This window comes from Bacillus swezeyi, from assembly GCF_030908325.1.
Lineage (GTDB): Bacteria > Bacillota > Bacilli > Bacillales > Bacillaceae > Bacillus > Bacillus swezeyi.
The window spans coordinates 3107408-3131066 of the sequence record NZ_CP133085.1; the positions used below are offsets into that span (position 1 = coordinate 3107408).

Annotated in this window: 21 protein-coding genes, 1 other RNA gene, 1 pseudogene and 1 other annotated feature; of the genes and pseudogenes, 4 read left to right on the forward strand and 19 right to left on the reverse strand. The window is 46.6% G+C overall.

Annotation, left to right across the window (positions count from 1 at the left end; translation table 11 throughout):
- Positions 1 to 32: 32 nt before the first annotated feature.
- The 3 genes from mnmA to cymR all read right to left on the reverse strand — a co-directional run bounded on the left by mnmA (position 33) and on the right by cymR (position 2827).
- Positions 33 to 1151 carry a tRNA 2-thiouridine(34) synthase MnmA gene (gene mnmA, locus RBH91_RS15385; RefSeq protein WP_307892127.1) on the reverse strand — a complete coding sequence of 373 codons (1119 nt, stop codon included), beginning with the start codon at positions 1149 to 1151 and terminating at the stop codon, positions 33 to 35.
- A gap of 100 nt (positions 1152 to 1251) precedes the next feature.
- Complete coding sequence (locus tag RBH91_RS15390) at positions 1252 to 2391, reverse strand: cysteine desulfurase family protein (RefSeq protein WP_307892128.1); 1140 nt, start codon at positions 2389 to 2391, stop codon at positions 1252 to 1254.
- 19 nt (positions 2392 to 2410) lie between these two features.
- Complete coding sequence (gene cymR / locus RBH91_RS15395) at positions 2411 to 2827, reverse strand: cysteine metabolism transcriptional regulator CymR (protein ID WP_076763402.1); 417 nt, start codon at positions 2825 to 2827, stop codon at positions 2411 to 2413.
- A gap of 368 nt (positions 2828 to 3195) precedes the next feature.
- On the opposite strand from cymR, the gene RBH91_RS15400 reads away from it, so the two are divergent.
- Complete coding sequence (locus RBH91_RS15400) at positions 3196 to 4461, forward strand: replication-associated recombination protein A (RefSeq protein ID WP_307892129.1); 1266 nt, start codon at positions 3196 to 3198, stop codon at positions 4459 to 4461.
- 139 nt (positions 4462 to 4600) lie between these two features.
- Here RBH91_RS15400 and RBH91_RS15405 read toward each other — a convergent pair whose 3' ends face one another.
- The 7 genes and pseudogenes from RBH91_RS15405 to RBH91_RS15430 form a co-directional block, all read right to left on the reverse strand.
- On the reverse strand, positions 4601 to 4759 hold the full coding sequence (locus tag RBH91_RS15405; protein ID WP_307892130.1) for a hypothetical protein: 159 nt from the start codon (positions 4757 to 4759) through the stop codon (positions 4601 to 4603).
- Positions 4726 to 4875: pseudogene (locus tag RBH91_RS22790) on the reverse strand (hypothetical protein); the annotation flags it as partial. The pseudogene RBH91_RS22790 and the gene RBH91_RS15405, both read right to left, overlap by 34 nt.
- 122 nt (positions 4876 to 4997) lie before the next feature.
- Positions 4998 to 5762 (reverse strand): tRNA threonylcarbamoyladenosine dehydratase, encoded by a 765-nt coding sequence (locus tag RBH91_RS15410; protein WP_076763398.1) that lies wholly within the window; start codon positions 5760 to 5762, stop codon positions 4998 to 5000.
- 155 nt (positions 5763 to 5917) lie between these two features.
- Positions 5918 to 6114: non-coding RNA, 6S RNA (ssrS, locus tag RBH91_RS15415), on the reverse strand.
- A 68-nt stretch (positions 6115 to 6182) separates the two neighbouring features.
- Positions 6183 to 7961, reverse strand: coding sequence for an aspartate--tRNA ligase (gene aspS / locus RBH91_RS15420; protein ID WP_307892131.1), 1779 nt, complete (start codon positions 7959 to 7961; stop codon positions 6183 to 6185).
- Between the two features lie 14 nt (positions 7962 to 7975).
- Positions 7976 to 9250 (reverse strand): histidine--tRNA ligase, encoded by a 1275-nt coding sequence (gene hisS / locus RBH91_RS15425; protein ID WP_307892132.1) that lies wholly within the window; start codon positions 9248 to 9250, stop codon positions 7976 to 7978.
- 80 nt (positions 9251 to 9330) lie between these two features.
- Positions 9331 to 9567, reverse strand: a binding site (T-box leader).
- 55 nt (positions 9568 to 9622) lie between these two features.
- Positions 9623 to 9787, reverse strand: a complete 165-nt coding sequence (locus RBH91_RS15430) for a YrzK family protein (protein WP_307892133.1) — start codon at positions 9785 to 9787, stop codon at positions 9623 to 9625.
- Positions 9788 to 9928: 141 nt separating this feature from the next.
- Between RBH91_RS15430 and RBH91_RS15435 the strand changes: the two genes are divergently transcribed.
- Positions 9929 to 11500 (forward strand): N-acetylmuramoyl-L-alanine amidase family protein, encoded by a 1572-nt coding sequence (locus RBH91_RS15435; RefSeq protein ID WP_076763391.1) that lies wholly within the window; start codon positions 9929 to 9931, stop codon positions 11498 to 11500.
- A 26-nt stretch (positions 11501 to 11526) separates the two neighbouring features.
- On the opposite strand, the gene dtd is transcribed toward RBH91_RS15435, so the two are convergent.
- The 7 genes from dtd to RBH91_RS15470 form a co-directional block, all read right to left on the reverse strand.
- Positions 11527 to 11970: a D-aminoacyl-tRNA deacylase gene (gene dtd / locus RBH91_RS15440; protein WP_307892134.1), complete on the reverse strand. Its 444-nt coding sequence runs from the start codon at positions 11968 to 11970 to the stop codon at positions 11527 to 11529.
- Positions 11971 to 11983: 13 nt separating this feature from the next.
- Positions 11984 to 14185: a RelA/SpoT family protein gene (locus tag RBH91_RS15445; RefSeq protein WP_307892135.1), complete on the reverse strand. Its 2202-nt coding sequence runs from the start codon at positions 14183 to 14185 to the stop codon at positions 11984 to 11986.
- A 165-nt stretch (positions 14186 to 14350) separates the two neighbouring features.
- Positions 14351 to 14863 carry an adenine phosphoribosyltransferase gene (locus RBH91_RS15450; protein ID WP_076763387.1) on the reverse strand — a complete coding sequence of 171 codons (513 nt, stop codon included), beginning with the start codon at positions 14861 to 14863 and terminating at the stop codon, positions 14351 to 14353.
- A 5-nt stretch (positions 14864 to 14868) separates the two neighbouring features.
- Positions 14869 to 17229 (reverse strand): single-stranded-DNA-specific exonuclease RecJ, encoded by a 2361-nt coding sequence (gene recJ, locus RBH91_RS15455; protein ID WP_307892136.1) that lies wholly within the window; start codon positions 17227 to 17229, stop codon positions 14869 to 14871.
- 72 nt (positions 17230 to 17301) lie between these two features.
- Positions 17302 to 17595, reverse strand: a complete 294-nt coding sequence (locus tag RBH91_RS15460) for a LapA family protein (protein WP_076763382.1) — start codon at positions 17593 to 17595, stop codon at positions 17302 to 17304.
- A gap of 169 nt (positions 17596 to 17764) precedes the next feature.
- Complete coding sequence (gene secDF / locus RBH91_RS15465) at positions 17765 to 19990, reverse strand: protein translocase subunit SecDF (protein WP_307892137.1); 2226 nt, start codon at positions 19988 to 19990, stop codon at positions 17765 to 17767.
- A gap of 39 nt (positions 19991 to 20029) precedes the next feature.
- A complete protein-coding gene (locus RBH91_RS15470; RefSeq protein WP_076763377.1) occupies positions 20030 to 20326 on the reverse strand; it encodes a post-transcriptional regulator in 297 nt (98 codons plus the stop codon).
- Between the two features lie 116 nt (positions 20327 to 20442).
- On the opposite strand from RBH91_RS15470, the gene spoVB reads away from it, so the two are divergent.
- The gene (gene spoVB / locus RBH91_RS15475; protein WP_307892138.1) at positions 20443 to 21996 is read left to right on the forward strand and encodes a stage V sporulation protein B; all 1554 of its coding nucleotides are present in this window, start codon (positions 20443 to 20445) and stop codon (positions 21994 to 21996) included.
- 5 nt (positions 21997 to 22001) lie between these two features.
- Here the strand turns inward: spoVB and RBH91_RS15480 are convergent, their stop codons facing one another.
- Positions 22002 to 22652, reverse strand: a complete 651-nt coding sequence (locus tag RBH91_RS15480) for a DUF421 domain-containing protein (protein ID WP_307892139.1) — start codon at positions 22650 to 22652, stop codon at positions 22002 to 22004.
- 155 nt (positions 22653 to 22807) lie between these two features.
- Between RBH91_RS15480 and RBH91_RS15485 the strand changes: the two genes are divergently transcribed.
- Positions 22808 to 23191 (forward strand): TIGR04086 family membrane protein, encoded by a 384-nt coding sequence (locus tag RBH91_RS15485; protein ID WP_076763370.1) that lies wholly within the window; start codon positions 22808 to 22810, stop codon positions 23189 to 23191.
- Between the two features lie 177 nt (positions 23192 to 23368).
- Here RBH91_RS15485 and yajC read toward each other — a convergent pair whose 3' ends face one another.
- On the reverse strand, positions 23369 to 23632 hold the full coding sequence (gene yajC / locus RBH91_RS15490; RefSeq protein WP_094777363.1) for a preprotein translocase subunit YajC: 264 nt from the start codon (positions 23630 to 23632) through the stop codon (positions 23369 to 23371).
- Positions 23633 to 23659 lie beyond the last annotated feature (27 nt).

Consider the following 23659-nt stretch of genomic DNA (forward strand, 5'->3'; position numbering starts at 1 on the left):
AGCTTTAAGCTTTCAGCTTAATGCCCCGATTTTTATACATACCAAAGTTTTTGTCCGTCTTTATATACATCATCAATCGTCCCTCCGCCAAGGCATTCTTCGCCTCTGTAAAAGACGACCGCTTGTCCCGGCGTGACGGCGCGGACGGGCTCTTTAAAGACGATTTCGGCTTCATTGTCTCCGGTCATGTTGACAGTGACTTCGTGATCGGCTTGACGATAGCGGAATTTGGCGGTGCAGGAAAGTTCAGACTCATCGGCAACGATTTCGTCATGTACAAAGCTTACATTTGTCGCCGTAATTTTTTCAGAATAAAGCAACGGATTGTCAAAGCCTTGATCAACGTATAAAATATTTTTTTCGAGATCTTTTCCAACGACAAACCAAGGGTCTCCGCTTCCACCGATGCCAAGGCCGTGCCTTTGCCCGATCGTATAATACATCAAACCGTCGTGGCGGCCCTTGACCTCGCCTTCCATCGTTCTCATTTCCCCCGGCTGCGCAGGAAGATATTGGCTGAGGAATGTTTTGAAATTCCGTTCTCCTATAAAGCAGATGCCTGTGCTGTCTTTTTTTGACGCTGTCGCAAGCCCCGCTTCTTTTGCGATTTCCCGGACTCGGCTTTTTTGCAGCTCGCCGATTGGAAACATCACTCTGCTCAGCTGCTCTTCTGTCAGCTGATTTAAGAAATAGGTTTGATCTTTATTTTCATCAAGCCCTCTCAGCATCTTGACCCGGCCGTCCGTGCGATCGACCCTTGCATAATGGCCTGTGGCCAAATAGTCCGCGCCAAGTGACAGAGCATGCTCTAAAAAGGCTTTAAATTTAATTTCTTTATTGCACATAACATCGGGATTCGGTGTTCTTCCCGCTTTATATTCATCTAGAAAATATTGAAAAACCTTTTCCCAATATTGTTTTTCAAAGTTAACTGCATAGTATGGAATGCCGATTTGATTACACACTTTAATGACATCTTCATAATCTTCCGTCGCCGTGCAAAATCCATTTTCATCTGTATCATCCCAGTTTTTCATAAAAATTCCGATGACATCATAGCCCTGCTCTTTGAGCAATAAGGCTGCCACAGATGAATCTACGCCTCCGGACATTCCGACGACTACCCGTGTATCCTCAGGCCGCTTCGTCATTTTCATCAACTCCAATAAATCAATTCATATACTTGTCCTTTCAGATCATAACATCATTCTCGGACCGGATGCGAATCTTTAGCTTCGCTCCCCGACATGCTTAGGACAGGCGCTTGACGATTTTCGCAAGCTCTTTAGCGGCCCGATTCACCTGTTCCTCTGTATTGCCGAAACCGAAGCTGATGCGTATCGATGACGTCAGCCGGTCTGCCTCGTCTCCAAACATGGCGGAGAGAACATGGGATGGAAGGACCGATCCGGCTGTGCAGGCCGATCCGCTCGACACCGCAATCCCCGCCATATCCAAATTGACGAGCAGCGATTCAACCGAAACCCCTGGGAAGTACACGTTCAAAATATGCGGAAGGCTGTGCTCCGCACTTCCATTCACATCAAATGAGACGCCTTCTGTTTCAAGCGTTTTGACGATCATTTCCTTAAATCGGCGGTAGAGCGCCGTTTTTTCTTTTCTTTCCTGTGTTGAAAGCAAAACAGCTTCTCCTAGTCCGGCGATTCCCGGAACATTCTCCGTTCCAGCGCGGCGTTTGCGCTCTTGTTCGCCTCCAAACAGAATCTGGTCCAGCTTCACTTTTTCACTGACGTATAAAAAGCCTGTCCCCTTCGGACCATTCAATTTATGTCCGGAGACAGACATCATATCGATATGGCTCTCTTTTACATGAATCGGTAAAAACCCAAAGGCCTGAACCGCGTCCGTATGAAACAAAGCCTGATGGTCTTTTAAAAGCGCTCCGACTTCTTCAATCGGCTGAAGCGTCCCCACTTCATTATTCCCGTACATGACAGTGACAAGGATGGTGTCATCACGCAGCGCATCTTCAACCTGTCCTGCCGAAATCCGTCCGCACTGGTCCACATCAAGATATGTGACATCAAACCCCATCTCCTCCAGCCTGTTGCACGTATGGAGAACAGCATGGTGCTCGATCTTTGTTGTGATGATGTGGCGGCCCTGTTTTTTCAGTGCAAGCGCACTGCCTAATATGGCCATATTATCGGCTTCGGTCCCGCCGCTCGTAAAAACGATTTCATTGTGATGCGCTCCGATTTTTTCAGCGATCAGCGCCCTCACTTCATCAAGCCATTTTCGGCTTTCCCTTCCAAAAGAATGTATGCTTGAAGGGTTTCCAAAATTTTCCGTCATGTATGGCAGCATTTTTTCCACTACCCTGGGGTCGGTCGGAGAAGTCGCTGCATGATCTAAATAAATCCGTTCCATCCTAGATTACACCTCAATCTTAAATGTAAAACATATAGGCTTCTTGCTCGCCTTCTGTATAGCTTGCCAAATCCTCGAGCGTTGTTGAGTCAAGCACTTCTTTGACGGCATCGCGAATCTTGATCCACAGCTCGCGCTTGGCCGGCTCTTCATTTTCAAGCACTTCAACAGGGCTGATCGGGCCTTCCAGCACGCGAATAATATCGCCCGCCGTAATAGACGCAGGCTCATCGCCGAGAATATAGCCGCCGTACGCACCGCGGATGCTTTTCACAAGCCCGGCATTACGCAAAGGTGAAACAAGCTGTTCCAAATAGTGTTCAGATAAATCGTTTGCCTGGGCAATGCTTTTCAAAGAAGTCGGACCTTCCCCATGCTTTTTAGCAAGCTCGATCATAATCGTCAGCCCGTATCTGCCTTTAGTTGATATTTTCAAAATAAACACCTCTAACCTATAAAAAATCATGCCTTCAGGACGAAGGTACTCGGCGTTTCTCACGGGACGTGAGCGCCCTTTAGCCGAGTTTCTCACCAGGGACGAAAAGGTACTCGGCGCAAGTGCCTTTTTCTCCGAAGAATGCAGACCCCAGCTTTGACATCTGCCGAGGCCTGCGTCTGTTATATAAAAAAACTCGATTTGGACAGGCTACATGCCTTATCCGTCTGATAGATTACAGGTTATTATAGCACACTTTATATAAACTTTCATTTTCAGCCATATATTCAGCTTGCCATATTCATTTCTTTTCTAATCGTCTTTTTTCAGTTACTCTATAAAAAGAATACATTCAGGAGAGATTGTTTATGAAACCATTGGCATTTCGCATGCGTCCGACAAAAATAGAAGAAGTTCTCGGCCAGGATCATTTGGTCGGAGAAGGCAAAATCATTCAGCGGATGGTACAGGCAAAACATCTTTCATCCATGATTTTATACGGCCCCCCTGGCATCGGGAAAACATCGATCGCCACGGCGATTGCCGGAAGCACCAGTATCGCTTTCCGTAAGCTGAACGCCGTGATCAATAACAAAAAAGACATGGAAGCCGTTGCTGCCGAAGCCAAAATGTCCGGGCAGGTCATTTTAATACTGGACGAAGTGCACCGGCTGGATAAAGGCAAACAGGATTTCCTCCTTCCGTATTTGGAAAACGGAATGATTATCATGATCGGTGCGACGACAGCTAACCCATATCACGCGATAAATCCCGCGATCAGAAGCAGAACGCAGATTTTTGAGCTTCAGCCATTGAATCCGGACCAAATTAAAGCGGCAATAAGGCGTGCGCTAGATGACGAACACAGAGGCTTGGGTTCTTATGACGTGGCGATTGATGAAGAAGCTCTTGACCATTTGGCTTCAGGTTGCGGCGGAGATGTCCGATCCGCATTAAATGCTTTAGAGCTCGCTGTATTGTCGACAAAGGAGAACGAAGAAGGCACGATTCATATCACACTGAAAACAGCGGAGGAATGCCTGCAGAAAAAAAGCTTTGTTCATGACAAAGACGGTGATGCCCATTATGATGTCATTTCCGCCTTCCAAAAGTCAATCAGGGGCTCTGATGTAAATGCGGCTCTTCATTACTTGGCAAGACTGATTGAAGCGGGTGATTTGGAAAGTTTGGCCCGGAGGCTGCTCGTCATCGCCTATGAGGATATCGGACTTGCGAGTCCCCAGGCTGGAGGAAGAACGCTTCAAGCCATTCAAACAGCTGAACGGATCGGGTTTCCCGAAGCGCGCATTCCATTGGCAAACGCTGTGATCGAGCTCTGCCTGTCGCCTAAATCAAACTCGGCGATACTTGCGGTTGACCAGGCTTTAACAGACATCCGCTCCGGAAAAATCGGCGATGTCCCGAAACATTTAAAAGACGCCCATTATAAAGGAGCCGCAGAGCTTGGCAGAGGCGTTGAGTACAAATACCCGCATGATTACGAGAACGGCTGGGTTGAACAGCAGTATCTGCCTGATCCTTTGAAAAACAAAGTGTATTATCAGCCAAAACAGACGGGGAAATTTGAACTGGCGCTGAAGCAGATTTACGACAAACTGATGAAGAAAAAATAGTAAAAGGCCTGTCCCCCTCGTTAAAAGGGACAGGCCTTTTACTGTTCCGTTTCCACTCTGAGCTTATAAAAATACTTTACGATGTCGTGTTCATGAGCGATGGCCGATTCCATTTTGGACAGCGGCGTTTTCCCGTCCTTCATTCCGAACATTCTGACGAGGACTTGTTTAGAGACAGCGTTTGATCAATCGTGTTTTCAGCATACTCATCAAGCGCTTTATAGAATGGATATTTTGCAAAATATCCGTCCTCATTTGCTGCTTTTAGCGTTTCATCCTGAATCCGCCGGTTTTCCAAAACATCAGCGCCTTGATGGCTTCGAAAAATATATCTTTCCCGTCAACATTAATAAGAGCCCTCCCCATTTGATCATGGACTTTCCGATACTTTGTCACGTGAAAGTCTTCCCGGTCTTTGAGGCGTTCTCATATCAGCTCGTTCAATTGCCGTTTGGCTTTGCTCCATCTTCTTGCCATTGTTCTCCCCTTACGGAAAAAGGACAGCAAGCGGATTCCCACTGCTGTCCTTTTTTGCTTTATTTATCTTTAACCCTTGTGATCGGAATATCTTTCAACAGCTCCATGATCACATGGCCGCCCATGATTAAACCGGCGACAGATGGGACAAAGGCGTTGGAAGACGGCGGCATTTGCGCTTTGCGGATTTTTGCTTCGTCATTCCCCACTTCTTTGCGGACGTCTTCGCGGATTACAATCGGACTTTCGTCTGAAAACACGACTTTAATGCCCTTTGTAATCCTTTCTTTTCTGAGCCTTGTCCGGATCACTTTTGCAATCGGGTCTGTATGCGTTTTAGAAATATCGGCAACCTGAAATCTCGTCGGATCTGTCTTATTGGCCGCACCCATACTTGAAATGATTTTGATGTTTCGCTTGAGACACTCTTTCATTAAATGGATCTTATAATGGATCGTATCTGAAGCGTCAATTACATAATCCGGTTCATAGGCAAAAAACTGTTCATACGTCTCTTCCGTATAGAACATTTTTAAGGCGATGACATCGCAGTCAGGGTTAATATCCGCGATTCGCGCTTTCATTAAGTCAACTTTCGGCTGTCCGACCGTTGAAAGCAATGCGGGCAGCTGACGGTTGACATTCGTGATATCTACGTCGTCTTTATCGACCATCACGATTCTGCCGACTCCTGAACGGGCAAGCGCTTCTGCCGCGAATGAACCAACCCCGCCGATACCCAGAACGGCAACCGTGCTGTTTTTTAAAATATTCAATCCATCTTTGCCAATCGCTAATTCATTACGTGAAAACTGATGTAACAAGAATCTCACTCCATCTTTATATACAGTTACCGATAGTATCTTAACATAATCGGGTCATTAAACAAGCTGTCTTTTTCATTAATTTTTCGTTCATATTTTTTCGCTGCTGCTCATACATTATCCTATGTATGGCCTAAAAACCGCCTTTAAGCGCAAAAAGTCCCGATTGTGCCGTTGTCGCATTCCTTCGTTTTGATCCCGCTCTCGGCAGGTGGGTGTTCTGTTCCAAACTTTGTAAGTCCTCTTTAGCACCCGAGTGATAAGAGGCATTTACTCCGTTTGAAAACGTCGAACTCCCAAGTAAAAAAATGTTCGGTCAAAACTAGGTGTACAACAAACACATCAGGACTTTATTTGTTAAAAATGATATCATACGTCCCTTTGATTTTCAATGGGATGTACAGCCGTATATTTTACAATTTACTGTCGAACTTTGCGTTTGACTGCAAGGTGCAGTTCATCAAGCTGAGCATTGTCGACTTCGCCAGGAGCCTCTGTCATCAGACAGCTTGCACTTGCTGTTTTCGGGAAGGCGATCGTATCCCTTAAATTGGTTCTGCCGCTGAGCAGCATGACAAGCCTGTCAAGGCCGAGTGCGATTCCGCCGTGCGGAGGAGCCCCGTATTCAAACGCCTCAAGCAGGAAGCCGAATTGTTCTTTCGCTTCTTCTTCCGTAAAGCCGAGAAGGGCAAACATTTTCTCCTGAACGTCTTTTTCAAAAATCCGGATCGATCCCCCGCCAAGCTCATAGCCGTTTAACACCAGGTCATAGGCTTGCGCCTTCATTTCTCCCGGGTTCGTCTCAATTAAACCGAGATCCTCCCTGACAGGCATTGTGAACGGGTGATGCGCCGCATAGTAACGGCCTTCCTCAGGATCATGTTCAAGAAGCGGCCAATCAACGACCCATAAAAAGTTAAACAGGCTTTCATCTATCAGCTTTAACTCTTTGCCGAGCTTTAAGCGCAGGGCTCCAAGAGCATCATTGGCAACTTCCAGCCGATCTGCGACAAAAAGCAACAGATCGCCTTCCGCCGCATCAAGCGCCGCAATCAGAGCTTCTTGTTTTTCTCCCGTAAAAAACTTCGCGATCGGCCCTTTGAGGCCGTCCGCTTCCGTTTTCAGCCAAGCGAGCCCTTTCGCTCCGTAGTTAGCGGCAAACTCGCCGAGCGCATCGATATCTTTGCGCGAATAATTTGCAGCCGCTCCTTTGACGTTGATCGCTTTGACGGCACCGCCGCTCGCAACGGCTGAAGCGAATACTTTAAAATCTGAATCCTTCACCGCTTCTGATACATCGGTCAACAGCATGCCGAAACGCGTATCCGGTTTGTCAGAACCATAAAGGTTCATCGCGTCTTCATAAGACATTCTCGGCAGAGGCAGAGAAATGTCGACGCCGCGGGTTTCCCGCATGACTTGAGCCATCATGTCTTCACCCAGCTTCATGATGTCTTCCTGGCTCATGAACGATGTTTCAATGTCGATTTGCGTAAACTCAGGCTGGCGGTCCGCCCGCAAATCTTCGTCCCTGAAACAGCGGGCGATTTGATAATAGCGGTCAAATCCGGACACCATCAAAAGCTGCTTAAAAATTTGCGGGGACTGCGGCAGTGCATAAAATTCCCCTTCATGAACGCGGCTCGGCACGAGATAGTCGCGGGCGCCTTCTGGCGTGCTTTTTGTCAGAACAGGGGTTTCAATATCGAGAAAGCCATTGTCATCTAAGAAACGGCGGACCGCTTTCGTGATGTTATGCCGCATTTGCAGGGAGTTAAACATCTCCGGACGGCGCAAGTCAAGGTAGCGGTGCTTTAATCTAACATCCTCAGATACTTCTGAAGCTTGGTCGCTGATTGCGAAAGGAGGTGTTTTAGCGGCACTCAGTACGCTGACTGACTCCGCCTGAATTTCAATTTTCCCGGTTTTCAAGTTTGGGTTGACGGTCGCTTCCTCGCGCGCTACGACTTTCCCTGTGATGTCTAGCACATATTCGCTGCGGATACCTTCTGCAGTTTCGAGCGCGTCTTTGGAGACATCAGGGTTAAATACAACCTGCACAATGCCGGAACGGTCTCTTAAATCGATAAAAATCAAGCCTCCGAGATCGCGTCTTTTTTGAACCCATCCTTTTAAGACGACGGTTTCGCCAATCGCTTTCTCTGTTATTTCGCCACAATAATACGTTCGTCCAAACAAAGCGTTCCTCTCCTTTAACTTTCAGTGTTTGCTTTCATAAAATGGATAAACTCATCAAGATTGATTTCCTGCTGTTCTCCTGTATTCGCATCTTTGACATTGATTTTATTCTGGCCAAGCTCATCTTCGCCCAAAATCGCGATATATTTCGCATGAAGGCGGTCGGCAGATTTAAACTGGCCTTTCATTTTTTTATTCTCATAATCGATTTCAGCAGAAATCCCTTCTTCTCTCAGCTTGTAAAGAAGAGACACGGAATAATCCTTGGCTTTTTCGCCCAGTGTCACGATATAGCAGTCAATTCCTCCATCCGCTTCAACTTTCACATTTTCAGCGTCGAGTGCAGCAAGAAGGCGTTCAATGCTCATTGCAAAGCCGATGCCGGGCGCTTTCGGTCCGCCGAATTCCTCGGTAAGGCCGTCATATCTTCCTCCTCCGGCAAGCGTCGTGATGGCGCCGAAGCCTTCCGCATCACTCATGATTTCAAAAGCCGTGTGATTGTAATAGTCCAGCCCTCTGACGAGATTCGGATCAACTTCAAATGAAATTCCGATGTCTGTTAAGTATTGCTGTACTTTTGCAAAATAGGCTTCAGACTCTTCATTTAAATATTCCAGAATGGATGGCGCTGTTTTCAAGAGCTCGTGATCTCTGTCCTTTTTACAGTCTAATATCCGCAGCGGATTTTGCTTAAGCCGTTGTTGGCAGTCGCTGCAAAATTCATCAATACGCGGTTCAAAGTGGCTGATTAACGCCTCTCTGTGGGCAACCCGGCTCGTTTTGTCGCCGAGGCTGTTAATGACAAGCTTTAAATTGCGCAGACCGGCTTTACGGTACACGCTCATCGCCAGCGCAATCACTTCAGCATCAATCGCAGGATCACTCGAGCCGATCGCTTCGATGCCAAATTGATAAAATTGGCGGTAGCGTCCGGTCTGCGGTCTTTCATAGCGGAACATCGGACCGATATAATAAAGTTTTGTCGGCTGGACAGGGTTTGCGTACAGTTTATTTTCAACAAAAGAACGTACTGCAGAAGCCGTGCCTTCGGGACGGAGTGTCAGGCTTCTTCCCTTTTTGTCAGCGAACGTATACATCTCTTTTTGTACGATATCAGTCGATTCTCCAACCCCCCGCGAAAACAACTCCGTATGTTCAAAAATAGGCGTCCGGATTTCTTTATATTGATACGCATGACACGTCTCTCTCGCAATCTTCTCAACATATTGCCAGCGCTCTGATTCTCCGGGGAGGATATCCTGTGTTCCCCTTGGAATGTTAAATCCCATTTTGTAAAGCCTCCTCATGTTTTCATCCGATTTTCTCATCTGTAAATAGAAAAAACCCCCGAGCCTACTATAAAACCAATAGTAGGGACGAGAGTTATACCCGTGGTGCCACCCTAGTTGGAACTTTAACAGTTCCCGCTTTCATGCCTTTAACGCAGGTTCACGTCCTCCGCCTATTCACTCGTTTGGACAGAGCTTTCAGCGGGAAACCTTCGGAGTGTTCATTCGGATAAGATACCGTGCAGACCGCTTTCAGCCCAGGGCGATTCCTCTCTTTCCACGTACTCTTACCTACTATTCTCCATCTTCAGTTCATACTCATATGTATACTAATTTATATTATAATACGAGGGTTATGTTTCCATGTCAACCCTAATTGCGGTTCTTTTTATTCTTTATGGACTCTTTTGATGTCAGCCCCAGCTCTGTCGCCGTTTCTTCCAAGAAGCCTATGTGCTCGGGGTCGGAATGATCCTTCAGATGCATATTCGCATTTTGTTCATGGATCGCTTTACCCATTCTTTGATTATACCTCATTTGGCAACATCCTTTTGATATCTTTTTTCTATAGTATAAACAAATCATTTTCATTTTATTAAAAAATCGGCAAGGAATATACGATATAGAGAAAGAAGTATTGTTGCAAGTTTTCACGAAGGGAGGAGATGGAGAATCAATATGAAAAAAAGCGCCATATTGATCCTGTTGGTGATGCTGGCAGCTCAAGCAGCCTTTTATATATCATCCAACACAGCTTCGGCAGCCATCGGTGAAGCCGTGATTGCCACCGATGAGATCAATGTCAGAAGCGGTCCGGGATTGAGTCACGAAATCAGCAGCGTCGTAAACCGAAATGAAACCTATCCGATTCTGGAGGAAAAAGGCGACTGGGTGCAAATCCAGTTAAACGGCGGACAAAAAGGCTGGGTCGTGGCCTGGCTCATTAAGAAAAAAGAAAAAGCCTCCGGCGGATCTGAATCTGTAAGCGGGAAGGTGACATCTTCCGCAGCAGACTTGAGAATCAGAAAAGGGCCTGGCACTTCGTATGAGGTCCAAGGCAAATTCCCTCAAGGAGAACAGGCTGATCTGTTAAAAACCGACGGAAAATGGGTCAAAATTTCGTATCAAAATATAACGGGCTGGGTTCATGCCGATTATGTCAACAATGATGCTTCAAGCAAGAAAACGACTGAATCATCAGCGTCAAACGCTTCATCCAAAACGGGAACTGTCGGGGTCTCCACCCTAAATGTCAGAAGCTCTGCTTCCCATCAAGGAAGAGTCATTGCCACGCTGAAGCGGAATACTGATGTAGCGATTTTAAGTAAACAGCACGGATGGTATGAAATCGAGTTCAACGGCCAAAAGGGCTGGGCCGCAAGCCACTATATTGTAGAGGGTAATGGGCAGAAGACCGGCGCCGCGGAAACAAAGAGCGGTTCTGAGTCAAAACAGCAGGCAACCATCGTCTATGAAGGGACAAACATCCGCAGTGATGCGTCGACATCCTCAACGATTGTCAAGCGTGCAGGAAAAGGCGAATCTTATCCGATTGCAGGTACGAAAGGCGACTGGTATGAAATCACGCTGTCAGACGGAAATTCTGGATATGTCGCAAGCTGGGTCGTACAGACGTCTGATCAATCGGGCGCACAGGGAGATGCAGACACTCCTGCACCGCCTTTGTCAAAGCCGTCGGGTGCGAGCGGTTCTATTCAAAACAAGACGATTGTCATTGATGCCGGACACGGCGGACATGACAGCGGAACCATCGGAACCCGCGGGACGCTTGAGAAAGGGCTGACCATTAAAACAGCAAGGCTTCTCGCCGCAAAGCTGAAAGCCGATGGAGTCAACGTCTATATGACCCGCAATGACGATTCTTTCGTCAGCCTGCAGTCGCGTGTTGCGACCTCTCATTACCGTAACGCCGACGCTTTTATCAGCATTCATTATGATAGTTTCGTCAATGCGTCTGTAAGAGGCAATACAGCCTATTATTACAGCCCTTCTAAAGATCAGAAGCTGGCTTCAGACGTTCAGTCCGAAATCGAGAAGCACTCGCCTCTGCCAAGCCGCGGCGTTTTATTCGGGGATTATTTTGTATTAAGGGAAAACAAGCAGCCGTCCGCTCTGTTTGAGCTTGGCTACTTAAGCCACCCTCAGGAAGAAGCAGTCGTGAGCACAGATGCTTACCGTGAACGAGTAACAGACGGCATCAGAAGCGGGCTTGAAAACTATTTCGACTAAAAAAAGCTGCCATTTGGCAGCTTTTTTTACGCTTTGGAATCCATGATTAATGTGACGGGACCGGAATTCGTCAGTTTGACATCCATCATTTCCCCAAATCTTCCTGTTTCGACAGTGACGCTTTTTTCCCGGAGCAGGCTGTTCCATTCCTCATACAGTTGCAGCGCCATATCCGGTTTCGCAGCTTTTGTAAAATTCGGGCGTCTCCCTTTTTTCGTTTCCCCGTACAAAGTAAATTGAGAGACTGACAAAACCGATCCCCCGACATCTAATAGAGACAGATTCATTTTTTCGCCGTCATCTTCAAATATCCGCAGATTGACGAGCTTTTCCGCTAAATATGCCACATCCTCGCTCGTGTCATCATGTGTCACACCGACAAGCACCATCAAACCGAGTCCGATCTCACCGACAGACTCGCCGCCTACTGAAACACTTGCATCTGTGACGCGCTGAACAACTAATTTCATGACGCTTTTCCTCCTAATTCATCACCCTGCGTACTGAATAAATATCTCTAATCTGCTTGATCCGTTCGACCACTTTGTGCAAATGATTGATATTTTGAATGAAAATGGCCATATGGATGGTGGCCACTTTATTGCGATCCGATTTTCCGGAAACGGAAGAAATATTCGTTTTCGTTTCATTTACAGCCTGGAGCACTTCATTCAGCAGTCCGCGGCGGTCATAGCCGAGAATTTCGATTTCGACATTATACTCTTTTCTTCTCTGAGTCTGCGGTTCATGCTCCCATTCGACCTGAATCAGTCGGTCATGGGCTTCATTTGTCAAAACATTCGGGCAGTCTTCGCGGTGAACGGATACGCCCCGCCCTTTTGTGATGAAACCGACGATCGGATCTCCAGGAACAGGGTTGCAGCATTTGGAAAGCCTGATGAGAAGGTTCTCCACGCCTTTTACACGCACGCCGGCTTCGCGTTTTTTCCCTTGGTACGGCTTCGTTTCAGCCGTAACCTCCTGAACGCTTTTCACCTGTTCTTCCTGATCTCGCATTTTCCGCTCTTTTTCCGTCAGACGGTTGGCGACCTGAGCGGCTGTAATGCCGTTATAGCCGACTGCCGCATACATGTCCTCTTCATTGGAAAAATTGAATTTGTCAGCGACTTTTTGAAGATTCTCGGCGGTTAAAACGTCTTTTACTTCAAAGTCCAGGTTTTTGATCTCTTTTTCAACCAGTTCCCTGCCTTTTTCGACATTCTCTTCTCTGCGCTGCTTTTTAAAGAATTGACGGATTTTATGCTTCGCCTGGGATGTCTGGGCAAGATTGATCCAATCCTGGCTCGGCCCGTATGAATGCTTTGACGTCAGAATTTCAACGATATCCCCGGTGCGCAGTTTGTAGTCAAGGGTAACCATTTTGCCGTTCACCTTCGCGCCGATCGTTTTGTTGCCGATTTCTGAATGGATGCGGTATGAAAAGTCGATCGGCACAGAACCTGAAGGAAGCTCTATGACGTCTCCTTTTGGCGTAAAGACAAACACCATGTCAGAAAATAAATCGATTTTAAGGGATTCCATAAATTCTTCGGCATCGCTCGACTCATTTTGAAATTCCAATATTTCGCGGAACCATGACAGCTTTTTATCAAAGCTTGCCTCTTCATTGACGCCTTTGCCTTCTTTGTACGCCCAGTGAGCCGCAATCCCGTACTCTGCGATTTCGTGCATTTCAAAAGTCCTGATCTGAACTTCCAGCGGATCTCCCTTCGGACCGATGACGGTCGTATGCAGAGATTGATACATGTTTGGCTTCGGCATTGCAATGTAATCTTTGAACCTGCCCGGCATCGGCTTCCAGCACGTATGAATGATGCCCAGCACAGCGTAGCAGTCCTTAATGCTGTTGACCAGGATCCGCACTGCGAGCAAGTCGTAGATTTCGTTGAACTGCTTGTTCTGCATCGCCATTTTCCTGTATATACTGTAAATATGTTTTGGCCGTCCGGAGAAGTCCGCTTTAATATTGACTTCTTCAACGCGGTTTTTCACTTCATTTACGACTTCCTCAACGTACAATTCTCTTTCGGCCCGCTTTTTCTTCATCAAGTTGACGATCCGGTAGTACTGCTGCGGATTCAAATACCGCAAAGCGGTATCCTCAAGCTCCCACTTTATTTTAGAAATCCCAAGGCGATGAGCCAGCGGAGCAAAAATTTCCAGCGTTTCATTTGAGATTCTGCGCTGCTTTTCCTGAGGCAGATGCTTCAGCGTTCTCATGTTGTGAAGGCGGTCCGCCAGCTTGATCAAAATGACGCGGATGTCCTGAGCCATAGCCACAAACATTTTCCGATGATTTTCGGCCTGCTGTTCTTCCTGTGATTTATATTTAATTTTCCCCAATTTTGTGACGCCGTCGACAAGCATCGCGACTTCTTCGTTAAATGCTTCTTTTAAATCTTCAAGCGTTACGCTCGTATCTTCCACGACATCGTGCAGGAATCCTCCCGCTATCGTCGCCGGGTCCATTTCCAAATCGACCAGAATTCCCGCCACCTGGATCGGATGGATGATATACGGCTCGCCTGATTTGCGGTACTGTTCGCGATGTGCGTCTTCCGCGTATTGATACGCATTTTTAATAAAAGCTACATGTTCATCGGAAAGGTAAGATTTTGCCTTTTCAATGACTTGCTCAGCAGTTAAAACTTGTTCGTTCGCCATGGAATCACCTTTTTTATATTTGAAAACTGTATTGTAATTATTATCAAGAAAAATGTCACAGATGTAAAGAGAAGAAATTGAAAAGGACACACCGGGATCGCAATATTTCAATGGATAGGAAAAAAGCACCCGCTTTCTGAGTGCTTTTTATAGTATAAAATTTGTTTAGTATTGCATCAAGGTTAAAATATCATATCCGTCAAGTTTGTTTCTTCCGTCAAGATATGTCAGTTCGATCAGGAAAGCGATTCCGGCAACGACGCCGCCAAGCTCTTCAACAAGCTTGATTGTCGCTTCAATCGTCCCTCCGGTCGCCAGAAGGTCGTCTGTGATCAAGACGCGCTGGCCCGGCAAAATGGCGTCTTTATGGATCGTCAGGACATTGCTACCATATTCCAATCCATAGTCGACTTTAATGACTTCGCGAGGCAGTTTGCCTTCTTTGCGGACCGGGGCAAATCCTACGCCAAGCGCATATGCCACAGGACATCCGATGATAAATCCTCTTGCTTCAGGCCCGACGACGAGATCAATTTGTTTTTCTTTCGCATAGGTTACAATTTGATCTGTCGCATAGCGATAGACGTCCCCTTTATCCATCAATGTTGTAATATCTTTAAATTGTACGCCTTCCTTCGGGTAATCCGGCACAATTGTCACATACTTCTTCAAATCCATCTGTTTTATGTCCTCCTCATACTTTCATAAGCGTCAGAGCTTTCGCCCATCCGCTTATTCAGCCACTGTTTAAGCTCATCCGCCGAAGAATATACGAGCTTTTGCTCCAATTCAATCAGGCGCTGTTTTTCCCGGTAAGTTTCAGAATCTGTTAAATCCCGTTTTACGGCATCAAATACAACAGTTAAAACACCATTCTCTATTGTAACAAAACCGAGCTCAAAAAACACCTTTGTCATAAAATCAATTGTGTCTTTTGTCCAGCCTTTATGTCTGGCAAGCTCTCCGCCGTATTTCGCTAAATCAAAAGAGCCTCTTTTCAGGAGGAAAGCATAGTACCACTTAAAATATTCCCTTGTTGGAAACGTCGAGAAAAAATGTTCATCTGATTGATGAAAAATCAGGTAAATCCGCTCCAGCTGTTTGCCTTTTATGACATGATCAAATATATCGATAGACTGAGGCGTATCAATAAAAACCGCATAACGGCTATGTAAATCGAGACGCTCTGCATCCTCTTCTCCTCTGATCAAAATCAGTTCTTCTTCAAGGCCTGTTCCCGCAAGTTTTGCTTTCGTCTCTTCCCGAAAACAGAGAATTGCGCGTTTTGACGGATCCAATTTTAATATTCGTTCTTCCCATGACCGTTTTCCGCGCAGATCAAACAGCTGCCATTCGTTTACGGCCGCATCTTTGATCATCAGCTGCGGTTTTTTTCTGTTGTTCCATTCATTAATCGACAATTCGCCGACAAGCGAAATGTTTGCGCCGGGAACGATTCCTTCTTCAATATCGCCTTTATAGAAACCGATGCAGTCGAGCTTTGACTCGCCGTCAGCCAGCAAAAGCTTCAGGTGATTCTTATTGGCACCGATTCTTCTCGTTTCATCAATTTTGACGTCGCTGACAAGAACGAACGGCTTCGGATTCCCCGTACCGAATGGAGCCAGCATGTTCATTTCCGCAATGCTGTCAACCGTAATCTCCTCCAACCGGCAGCAAAGATCGACTTCCTGGACGGGGATGAAGTCTTCCGCTGTTAAAACGGATTCAGCCTGGCGGTTGATCCTTTCTCTTAAAGCCGAAACATCGTCTTGGCTGAGCGTCATCCCGGCTGCCATCGGGTGGCCGCCAAAATGCGGAAGTATGTCCCGGCAGTCGGAAAGATTCTGAAATAAGTCAAAGCCTTTAATACTGCGCGCCGAGCCTTTAGCTATTCCTTTTTCTTCATCAATTCCGAGAACGATGGCCGGGCGGTAGTACCGTTCGACAAGCTTTGAAGCGACAATTCCGACGACGCCGGGATTCCAGCCGGGCCGAGCCGCGACGATCACAGGCTGGTCAAGGCCTTGCTCCTCTATCATCTGAACCGCTTCCTCTGTCATCTGGTTGACGATTTTTTGGCGTTCCTTATTCAAGGCGTTGATTTCTTCGGCCAGCTCTTCCGCCTCCATGTCATCTTCTGTGTTTAAAAGATGAACGGCCGGATCAGCCTGGTCAATCCTTCCGACCGCATTGATGCGCGGAGCGATTTGAAAGCCGATCGTCTCTTCATTTGCACTTTGAATCTCCGCTCCCGCAATCTTCGTCAGCGCTCTTAAGCCTGGGCGGTTCGTTTTTCTGAACTGAACCATGCCGAGCTTGGCCATGAGTCTGTTCTCATCATGAAGCGGCACAAGGTCGGCAACCGTTCCGATCGCACAAAGATCAAGCAGATCATCAGGAATATCTCCGTTCAATGCGTGGGCAAGCTTAAATGCCACACCGACGCCGGCCAGCTCTTTAAAAGGATAACTGCAGCCCGGCTGCTTAGGATGAATGATCGCATAGGCATCAGGCAAAACCGGCCCTGGCTCATGGTGATCTGTAATAATCAAATCGATGCCGAGTTCTTTCGCGACTTCTGCTTCGTGAACGGCGGCAATGCCGGTATCCACCGTGACGATCAGAGAATAGCCCTCTTCTTTGATTTGCCGGAAGGCGGCTTCATTCGGACCGTACCCTTCTTTGAAGCGGTCGGGTATATAAAAATCGACTTGTGCTGAATACTTTTTCAAAATCTGCAAAAGGACCGTCGTGCTTGTCACACCGTCCGCATCATAATCTCCGTAAATCATAATCTGTTCATCTTCTGAAATTGCCTGTTTGATTCGCCGTACAGCTTTCTCCATATCTTTTAGCAAGTAAGGATCATGAAAGACAGCATCCTTGCCATACAAAAATGAAGTCGCTTTGCCGGCTGTATCGTAGCCTCTCATGATAAGCAATGAGGCGGCAAGGGGAGTAATGCCCAATTGTTCGGCGAGCTGCTCCACCTTTTCATTGTCGGGCGTTTGCACATCCCAACGCATTTTTGACGCTAACATAAATTCACCCCTCAACCACCCTATTATACTAAAGCGGCCTGAGGGGATTCAATTTATTTTCGTTACAATCTTTTAGTCCTTTTGCTCAGGTGATGCCAGCACTTCAGCATCGTCAGTGTGCTGCTTTGCTTGTTCTTCCCTTCTATGCGCCTTTAGTTCCTTTTTCAGCTTCATGATCTGAAAAGCGCCGGCAGAGCCGATAATGAGCGCTCCCATCAAAACAGACACCAAAATGACAAGAATTAAAGGCCATTCAGCCGTTCCGAAAAGAAAATCGACCTTGACAGGCTCTACATTGATGACAGCAAAAACAGCAACAATCAGTGTAAAAATAAGTGCGGAAATCAATGTCCATTGTTTGTTCATCATAAGTCTCTCCATTCGTAGTTTTGTAGCGTTATTTTTCCGCCATGCTCCAATTTTAAACAAAAAGGAGCTGATCAGAAAGCATGCAAAAGAAAAATTTGCCGAGGATGTGTCCGCCTCATTCGATTCAGCCTTTAAAAAAGACTGCCCGGCAGCGCGGGCAGTCCTATTATTGTTCCTCCGGCTTATGTTTAGGCTTTTTAAGTTCTCGGCCTTTCCATACAAGCCATAATTGAGCTGCGATATAGAGCGAAGAATATACACCGCTCAACAGACCGATTAACAGGGCTACAGAGAAGTTCGTAATCGATGTTGCGCCGAGAACGAGAAGCGCAATGACAACGATGACAACGGTCAGGACCGTGTTAATCGAACGCGCAAAGGTTTGCTGCAAGCTTAAATTGACGATATGCGACAAGTCGCTGAATGTCTTCGGTTTGCGCTTTTTCATTTGCTCTCTGATCCTGTCAAACGTGACGATCGTATCGTTAATCGAATAACCGATGATCGTCAGCACGGCGGCAATGAAGGTGATATCCACCTCAAGCCTTGTGAAACTGAAAACGGCAATGATGAAAAACGCGTCATACAGCAATGAAGCAATAGCAGAAATCGCCATCTTGTATTCAAAGCGGATCGATACGTACAAAATGATCCCGATGGACGCGATGATCAAGGCATAAAGTGCATTTCTCGCCAGCTCTTTTCCGACAGTCGGCGATACGGTGCTCACATTCGGCTCCACCCCGTATTTATCTTTGAAATAGCTTTTCACTTCAGCAATTTTCTTCTGGTTTGGAACGCCGACAAACCTTGCGACACCGTGATTCGTTTTTTGACCGGAAAGAACGATCGAATCCGGATCCAGCCCGACTTGCCCAAAATCCTTTTCAAGCTGTTCGGTTGTCAGTTTATGTTCGCTTTGAACTTCGATTCTCGATCCGCTAGAGAAATCGATGCCGAGGTTCAGCCTGAAGACAAGAAGGATGACAATTCCGGCAGCTAACACTATTCCAGAGAATACGAAAAACCATTTTCGCTTTCCGACAAAATCCCATTTGTCAAACGGTGTCGGCGGCTCCGTATTTTCGTTTGTCTTGCTGATATCCAAAATGTCTTTTCTACGGACGCCAAACCAGCCTTTTTTCCGGTCGAGCCAGCGGCTTTCCACCAATAAGCCGAGCAAAAATCTCGAGAGGAAAACGGCCGTGATAAAGCTCGTCAAAATGGAAAGAATCAACATTGTCGCAAACCCTCTGACTGAGCTTGTACCAAATACGAAAAGCACGATTCCCGCAAGCATCGTCGTAATGTTCGCATCAAAAATCGTCGCAAACGATCTTCTGTTCCCTGACCGGAAAGCCGAGCGGACCGATTTTCCGAGCTTGAGCTCTTCCTTGATGCGCTCATAGGTAATGATATTGGCATCCACAGCCATACCTACACCCAATATAAGCGCTGCTATTCCCGGAAGGGTAAGGACGGCGTTCATCCAGTCAAATATCTGCAGGGTGATGTAAATGTAGACGGAAAGCGTAATAACCGCGATAAAACCCGGCAGACGATAGTAAAGCAGCATAAATAAGAAAATAATAGCGATTCCGATGATCCCCGCCAACACGGTTTCATTTAAAGCCTGTTCGCCAAACTGCGCACCGACGGATGTCGAATACTTTTCAACCAATTTGACAGGAAGGGCTCCGGCATTCAAAATGCTTGCCATATCTTTCGCTTCCTGAATCGTAAAATTCCCTTCGATCATCACGTCTGAGGTATTCAGCACCTGATTGACATTCGGGGCAGAGATGTATTTGTGATCAGCCTTTTGCGATTCCTTTTGATAAGAGTCGCTTTTTTTGTAATCAAGCCAGATCACCAGCTGATTATTCGGCTTCATATCAAGCACTTTCTTCGTTACTTCGCCGAATTTGTCCGCATCCTTCAGCTTGATTGTAACGATCGGCTCATTCGTATCTGTTTTAAAAGACTGTTTTGCACCGCTTTCCACAAGATCAGCGCCGTTTAAAAGCTCTTTATCATTCGTGTCTCTGAACGATAGCTGTGCCTGTGTCGATAAAATTTCCCGCGCTCTGTTCTGGTTGTCGACGCCGGCGAGCTGAACCCTGATCCGGTTGTTTCCTTCAATTTGGATGTTCGGTTCACTGACCCCTAAAACATTGGCCCGGCGGTTCAGCGCTTCTACGGTGCTGACGAGGGCATCCTTGTCAATTTTATCGCCTTTTTTGGCAGGCTGAACCTCATACAAGACTTCAAAACCGCCTTGTAGATCAAGACCGAGGCTGATGTTGTTAGCAGCCGGTTTCGTAAACACTCCCAGTCCCGTACCGATCAATAAAACGGTAAGGAAAAACGCAATCAAGCGTCCTTTTTTCATTATGTATTTCCTCCTTAAATCAACCCAAAAAATCGACGGTTACTTCAGCAGCTCATCGAGCATATCCTGCCCCTCTGGGCTGTCGAGTAAATTAGACGTTTTAAACGATTCTACGGTTGCATAGTTCATAAATTCGCCAATTTTCACAGATAAAATATCTCCGGCCAGATGGTGAATTTGAACATCTTTCTTGTTCTTCCATTTCTTATTCAATAAGTATGACCATAATTCCTTTATTTCAATATCGTCATAGCCGAGAATCATGAACTCTTCTGCCTTACTGAGAAGAAAAGGTTTGAGATGGTCCTTATAAAGATCAGCCGGGTGTCTGTCCATGCCAAAGCCACGCTCCTTTCACATTTTTTCAGAGAGACTTGTCATGCTTGGACGATGTATGCGCATATCTTATTGTATATGATTAAAGGTTGTTTGAGAAGGCAGGGGACTAAGAAATGACCAAGCAGACGTTTTTAAAAGGCACGCTCATCTTAATAGCAGCAGGCTTAATTACGAGAATGCTCGGCTTTATCAACCGGATTGTCATCGCCAGGTTCATCGGCGAAGAAGGTGTAGGGCTGTATATGATGGCCGCCCCGACTTTTTTCCTGGCGGTGACGCTCACTCAGTTCGGACTGCCTGTTGCCATCAGCAAGCTTGTGGCTGAAGCGGAAGCGCGCGGCGACCATAGAAAAACAAAGCAGATTTTAGTCATGTCTCTTGCGATTACAGGTACGCTCAGCGCCCTGATTACCCCGGTGTTTCTCATCTATGCGCCGCTGATGGCCGAAACGCTTTTGACAGATGAAAGAACGCTTTATCCGCTTTTGGCGGTGACACCGGTCGTCCCCATTATTGCGGTTTCCAGCGTGCTGAGGGGCTATTTTCAAGGAAAGCAGAATATGAGGCCGCTCGCCGTTTCACAAGTGCTTGAGCAAATTGTCCGGATATCGCTTGTAGCCGTCTGCACGACTGCCTTTTTGCCGCTCGGAATTGAATTTGCGGCAGCCGGCGCAATGCTTTCGTCCGTGTTCGGGGAGCTTGTCTCACTGCTTTATTTGTTTGCCGCTTTTCAATATAAAAAGAAAATCCGCGTCAGGAAACGTTTTTTTCAGTCATTAATGTCCGGACGAAGGATTTTTTTCGAGCTGATGAGCGTCTCTCTTCCGACGACGGGCAGCCGGTTTATCGGCAATTTGTCGTGGTTTTTTGAACCAATCGTCGTCGCGCAGAGCCTGGCGATCGCCGGTATCGCTGCTTCGGCTGCAACAAGCCAGTACGGGGAACTGACCGGATTTGCGATGACGCTTCTCACCCTTCCAAGCTTTATTACGTATTCATTGTCAACAGCCCTTGTTCCAGCCATCAGCGAAGGGATCGAACAGAAAAAAATGCAAGTTGTTGAATACCGCCTTGAACAGGCGATGAGACTCTGTCTTTTAAGCGGCGGCATTTCGGCTGTCATTTTGTTTTCCTATGCCGATGAGCTTGTCAGCGTCATGTACGGTTCATCCAATGCCGGCGTCTTTGTCAAAGTCATGGCTCCCTTCTTCTTGTTCTATTATTTTCAAGGTCCTCTTCAAGCGGTTTTGCAGGCTTTAAATCTGGCCGGGGCAGCCATGATGAACAGCTTGGTCGGGGCTCTTGTAAAAACAGGACTTATCTTCGTGCTCGCGTCAAGGCCGTCGCTCGGCATCATGGGAGCGGCGCTGGCGATCGTGACGGGAATGATTCTCGTGACGCTGCTTCATGCGGCAACGGTCAGCAAAGTGCTTCCGATCAGCATCAATTTGAAGGAATATGTCATGTCCTTTGCCGTCATTTTGATGTCGGGCTGGATGAGCTTCTGGATGAAACAGCACCTTTTTATCGATCAAGCCGAACCGATGCGTCTGTTCTACTGCGTCTTGCTCACAAGCTGCCTGTACGTTTTCCTTTTGATTGCTTTCAAGCTGATCAAAAAAGAAGAAATCCAGCGTTTTCCTCTGTTCGGCCGCTGGATTTCATGACTGCTTTATGATGTGAATTCATCCTTTATATCAATAAAAAAAGAACCTTTGTGATACGTACAGAAAGAAATGTTGGAAAGATTGCGATGACCCCTTTTTTCAAGCATTTGCTCAAGCCATTCCTGATCCTTGCCGATCTGTTGCAAATGGTCTTTCTGAACGACTCCATCAATAATAAGCGGCAGTTCGATCTGGTGATCTGAGCGGTCTTTTGTAAAGACTGAAAGCTTTCCTGTCGGCTCCAAAATCGCATATGATACATCTGCGATGCGCTCAACATTCTTTTCTCTGAGCTGGGTCATCAAATCTTCAAAATTATAGCGCTGGGTTCTCATTGCCCGTTCATCGACTTTTCCGCGGTCAATGATGATCGTTGGTTTTCCATCGAGTAGCCGGCGGATTTTTTGGCTTTTCAGTGACAAGTATGCCAAAATAACTTGAATCAAAGTTAACACGAGGATCGGGATGATCGTGTGCAAAAGATGGTCATCAAGATTTTCAATGGCCAAAACCGCTATTTCGGCCATCATGATAAATACGACGAGATCCAAGATGCTTAATTCCCCAATTTCTCTCTTTCCCATTAAGCGAAATAAAAAGAAGATGATAAAGTACAGCACGATCGTCCGAAACACAAGAGCCAAGATTTCCTCCAAAACGGCCGCCTCCTTCCGCCAGAGTCTATCTGTCATAGCCTTTGTCAAAATCGGTCTTTTATGTACAAAAAGCTTGGAACAGCCTAGTCTATTTGCCCTTTGTTCAGAATACATTTAAAAAGACGAGCCTATCATGTTTAGAGAGGAGGTACTTGATGAACGAGCCAAAGCAAATCGGCAAAGGAATCTTATACAGTTTGGTCGTCATTTTTGCCTTGATGTTTGCGGGAAGCCTGCTGGTCTCACTGTTATTGACATTAACATCATTAACTGAAAACTCATTCAGCTGGTTCATTACTGCCATATCTTTTATCACATTGTTCATCGGCGGCTTTATTTCAGGGGGAAAAGCGAAGGAAAAAGGTTGGCTGATCGGGGCTTTGACAGCTCTTTGCTTCTCGCTTACGGTGCTGCTGTTTCAATATCTTGGCTTCGGAGAATCATTCAATCTCAAGCAGCTGCTGTACCATGCCGGATTTATGGGCGTCAGCATGCTGGGCGGGGTTTTCGGTGTCAATCTTCAAGGGGGCCGGGCATAAAAAAACAGCAAAAAAGGGAGCGGAATATATCCGCTCCCTAAATCTTGTCTTGTCCGTAAACAGCTTGCATTCGCCGTCTGCGCCAGAAACGGCGGCCAGGCGCCCAGGCCGCTTGGCCTGAACGCGTCCTGTGAAACTCCGCTTCTGAATCGCTTATGTATAAGCAGCTTTTGCCAACTATTCGGCTGACGCCTCTCTAATCGCGCGGCGGTCGAATGTCAGACGTGTATTATCGCCTGTTTTGATGACAACCTTGCTTTCGTCGATTGATTCAACGATGCCGTGCAGGCCGCCGATCGTTACGATCTTATCCCCTTTTTTCAGCTCCTCCTGCATTTGGCGGACAGCTTTCTGCTGCTTCTGCTGAGGACGGATCAATAGGAAATAAAGAACCGCAAACATTAAAATAATCGGAAGTAAAGTTCCAAGCATCTCCATTATTTTTTCACCCCTTTCAAATAGTTTAAT

Coding starts and splice junctions, on each gene's coding strand:
- mnmA (WP_307892127.1), bottom strand. CDS start 1,151: ATGACGAAGCGGCCTGAGGATACACGGGTAGTCGTCGGAATGTCCGGA.
- RBH91_RS15390 (WP_307892128.1), bottom strand. CDS start 2,391: ATGGAACGGATTTATTTAGATCATGCAGCGACTTCTCCGACCGACCCC.
- RBH91_RS15400 (WP_307892129.1), top strand. CDS start 3,196: ATGAAACCATTGGCATTTCGCATGCGTCCGACAAAAATAGAAGAAGTT.
- hisS (WP_307892132.1), bottom strand. CDS start 9,250: ATGGGATTTAACATTCCAAGGGGAACACAGGATATCCTCCCCGGAGAA.
- RBH91_RS15430 (WP_307892133.1), bottom strand. CDS start 9,787: ATGAGGTATAATCAAAGAATGGGTAAAGCGATCCATGAACAAAATGCG.
- RBH91_RS15435 (WP_076763391.1), top strand. CDS start 9,929: ATGAAAAAAAGCGCCATATTGATCCTGTTGGTGATGCTGGCAGCTCAA.
- dtd (WP_307892134.1), bottom strand. CDS start 11,970: ATGAAATTAGTTGTTCAGCGCGTCACAGATGCAAGTGTTTCAGTAGGC.
- RBH91_RS15445 (WP_307892135.1), bottom strand. CDS start 14,185: ATGGCGAACGAACAAGTTTTAACTGCTGAGCAAGTCATTGAAAAGGCA.
- RBH91_RS15450 (WP_076763387.1), bottom strand. CDS start 14,863: ATGGATTTGAAGAAGTATGTGACAATTGTGCCGGATTACCCGAAGGAA.
- recJ (WP_307892136.1), bottom strand. CDS start 17,229: ATGTTAGCGTCAAAAATGCGTTGGGATGTGCAAACGCCCGACAATGAA.
- RBH91_RS15460 (WP_076763382.1), bottom strand. CDS start 17,595: ATGAACAAACAATGGACATTGATTTCCGCACTTATTTTTACACTGATT.
- secDF (WP_307892137.1), bottom strand. CDS start 19,990: ATGAAAAAAGGACGCTTGATTGCGTTTTTCCTTACCGTTTTATTGATC.
- RBH91_RS15470 (WP_076763377.1), bottom strand. CDS start 20,326: ATGGACAGACACCCGGCTGATCTTTATAAGGACCATCTCAAACCTTTT.
- spoVB (WP_307892138.1), top strand. CDS start 20,443: ATGACCAAGCAGACGTTTTTAAAAGGCACGCTCATCTTAATAGCAGCA.
- RBH91_RS15485 (WP_076763370.1), top strand. CDS start 22,808: ATGAACGAGCCAAAGCAAATCGGCAAAGGAATCTTATACAGTTTGGTC.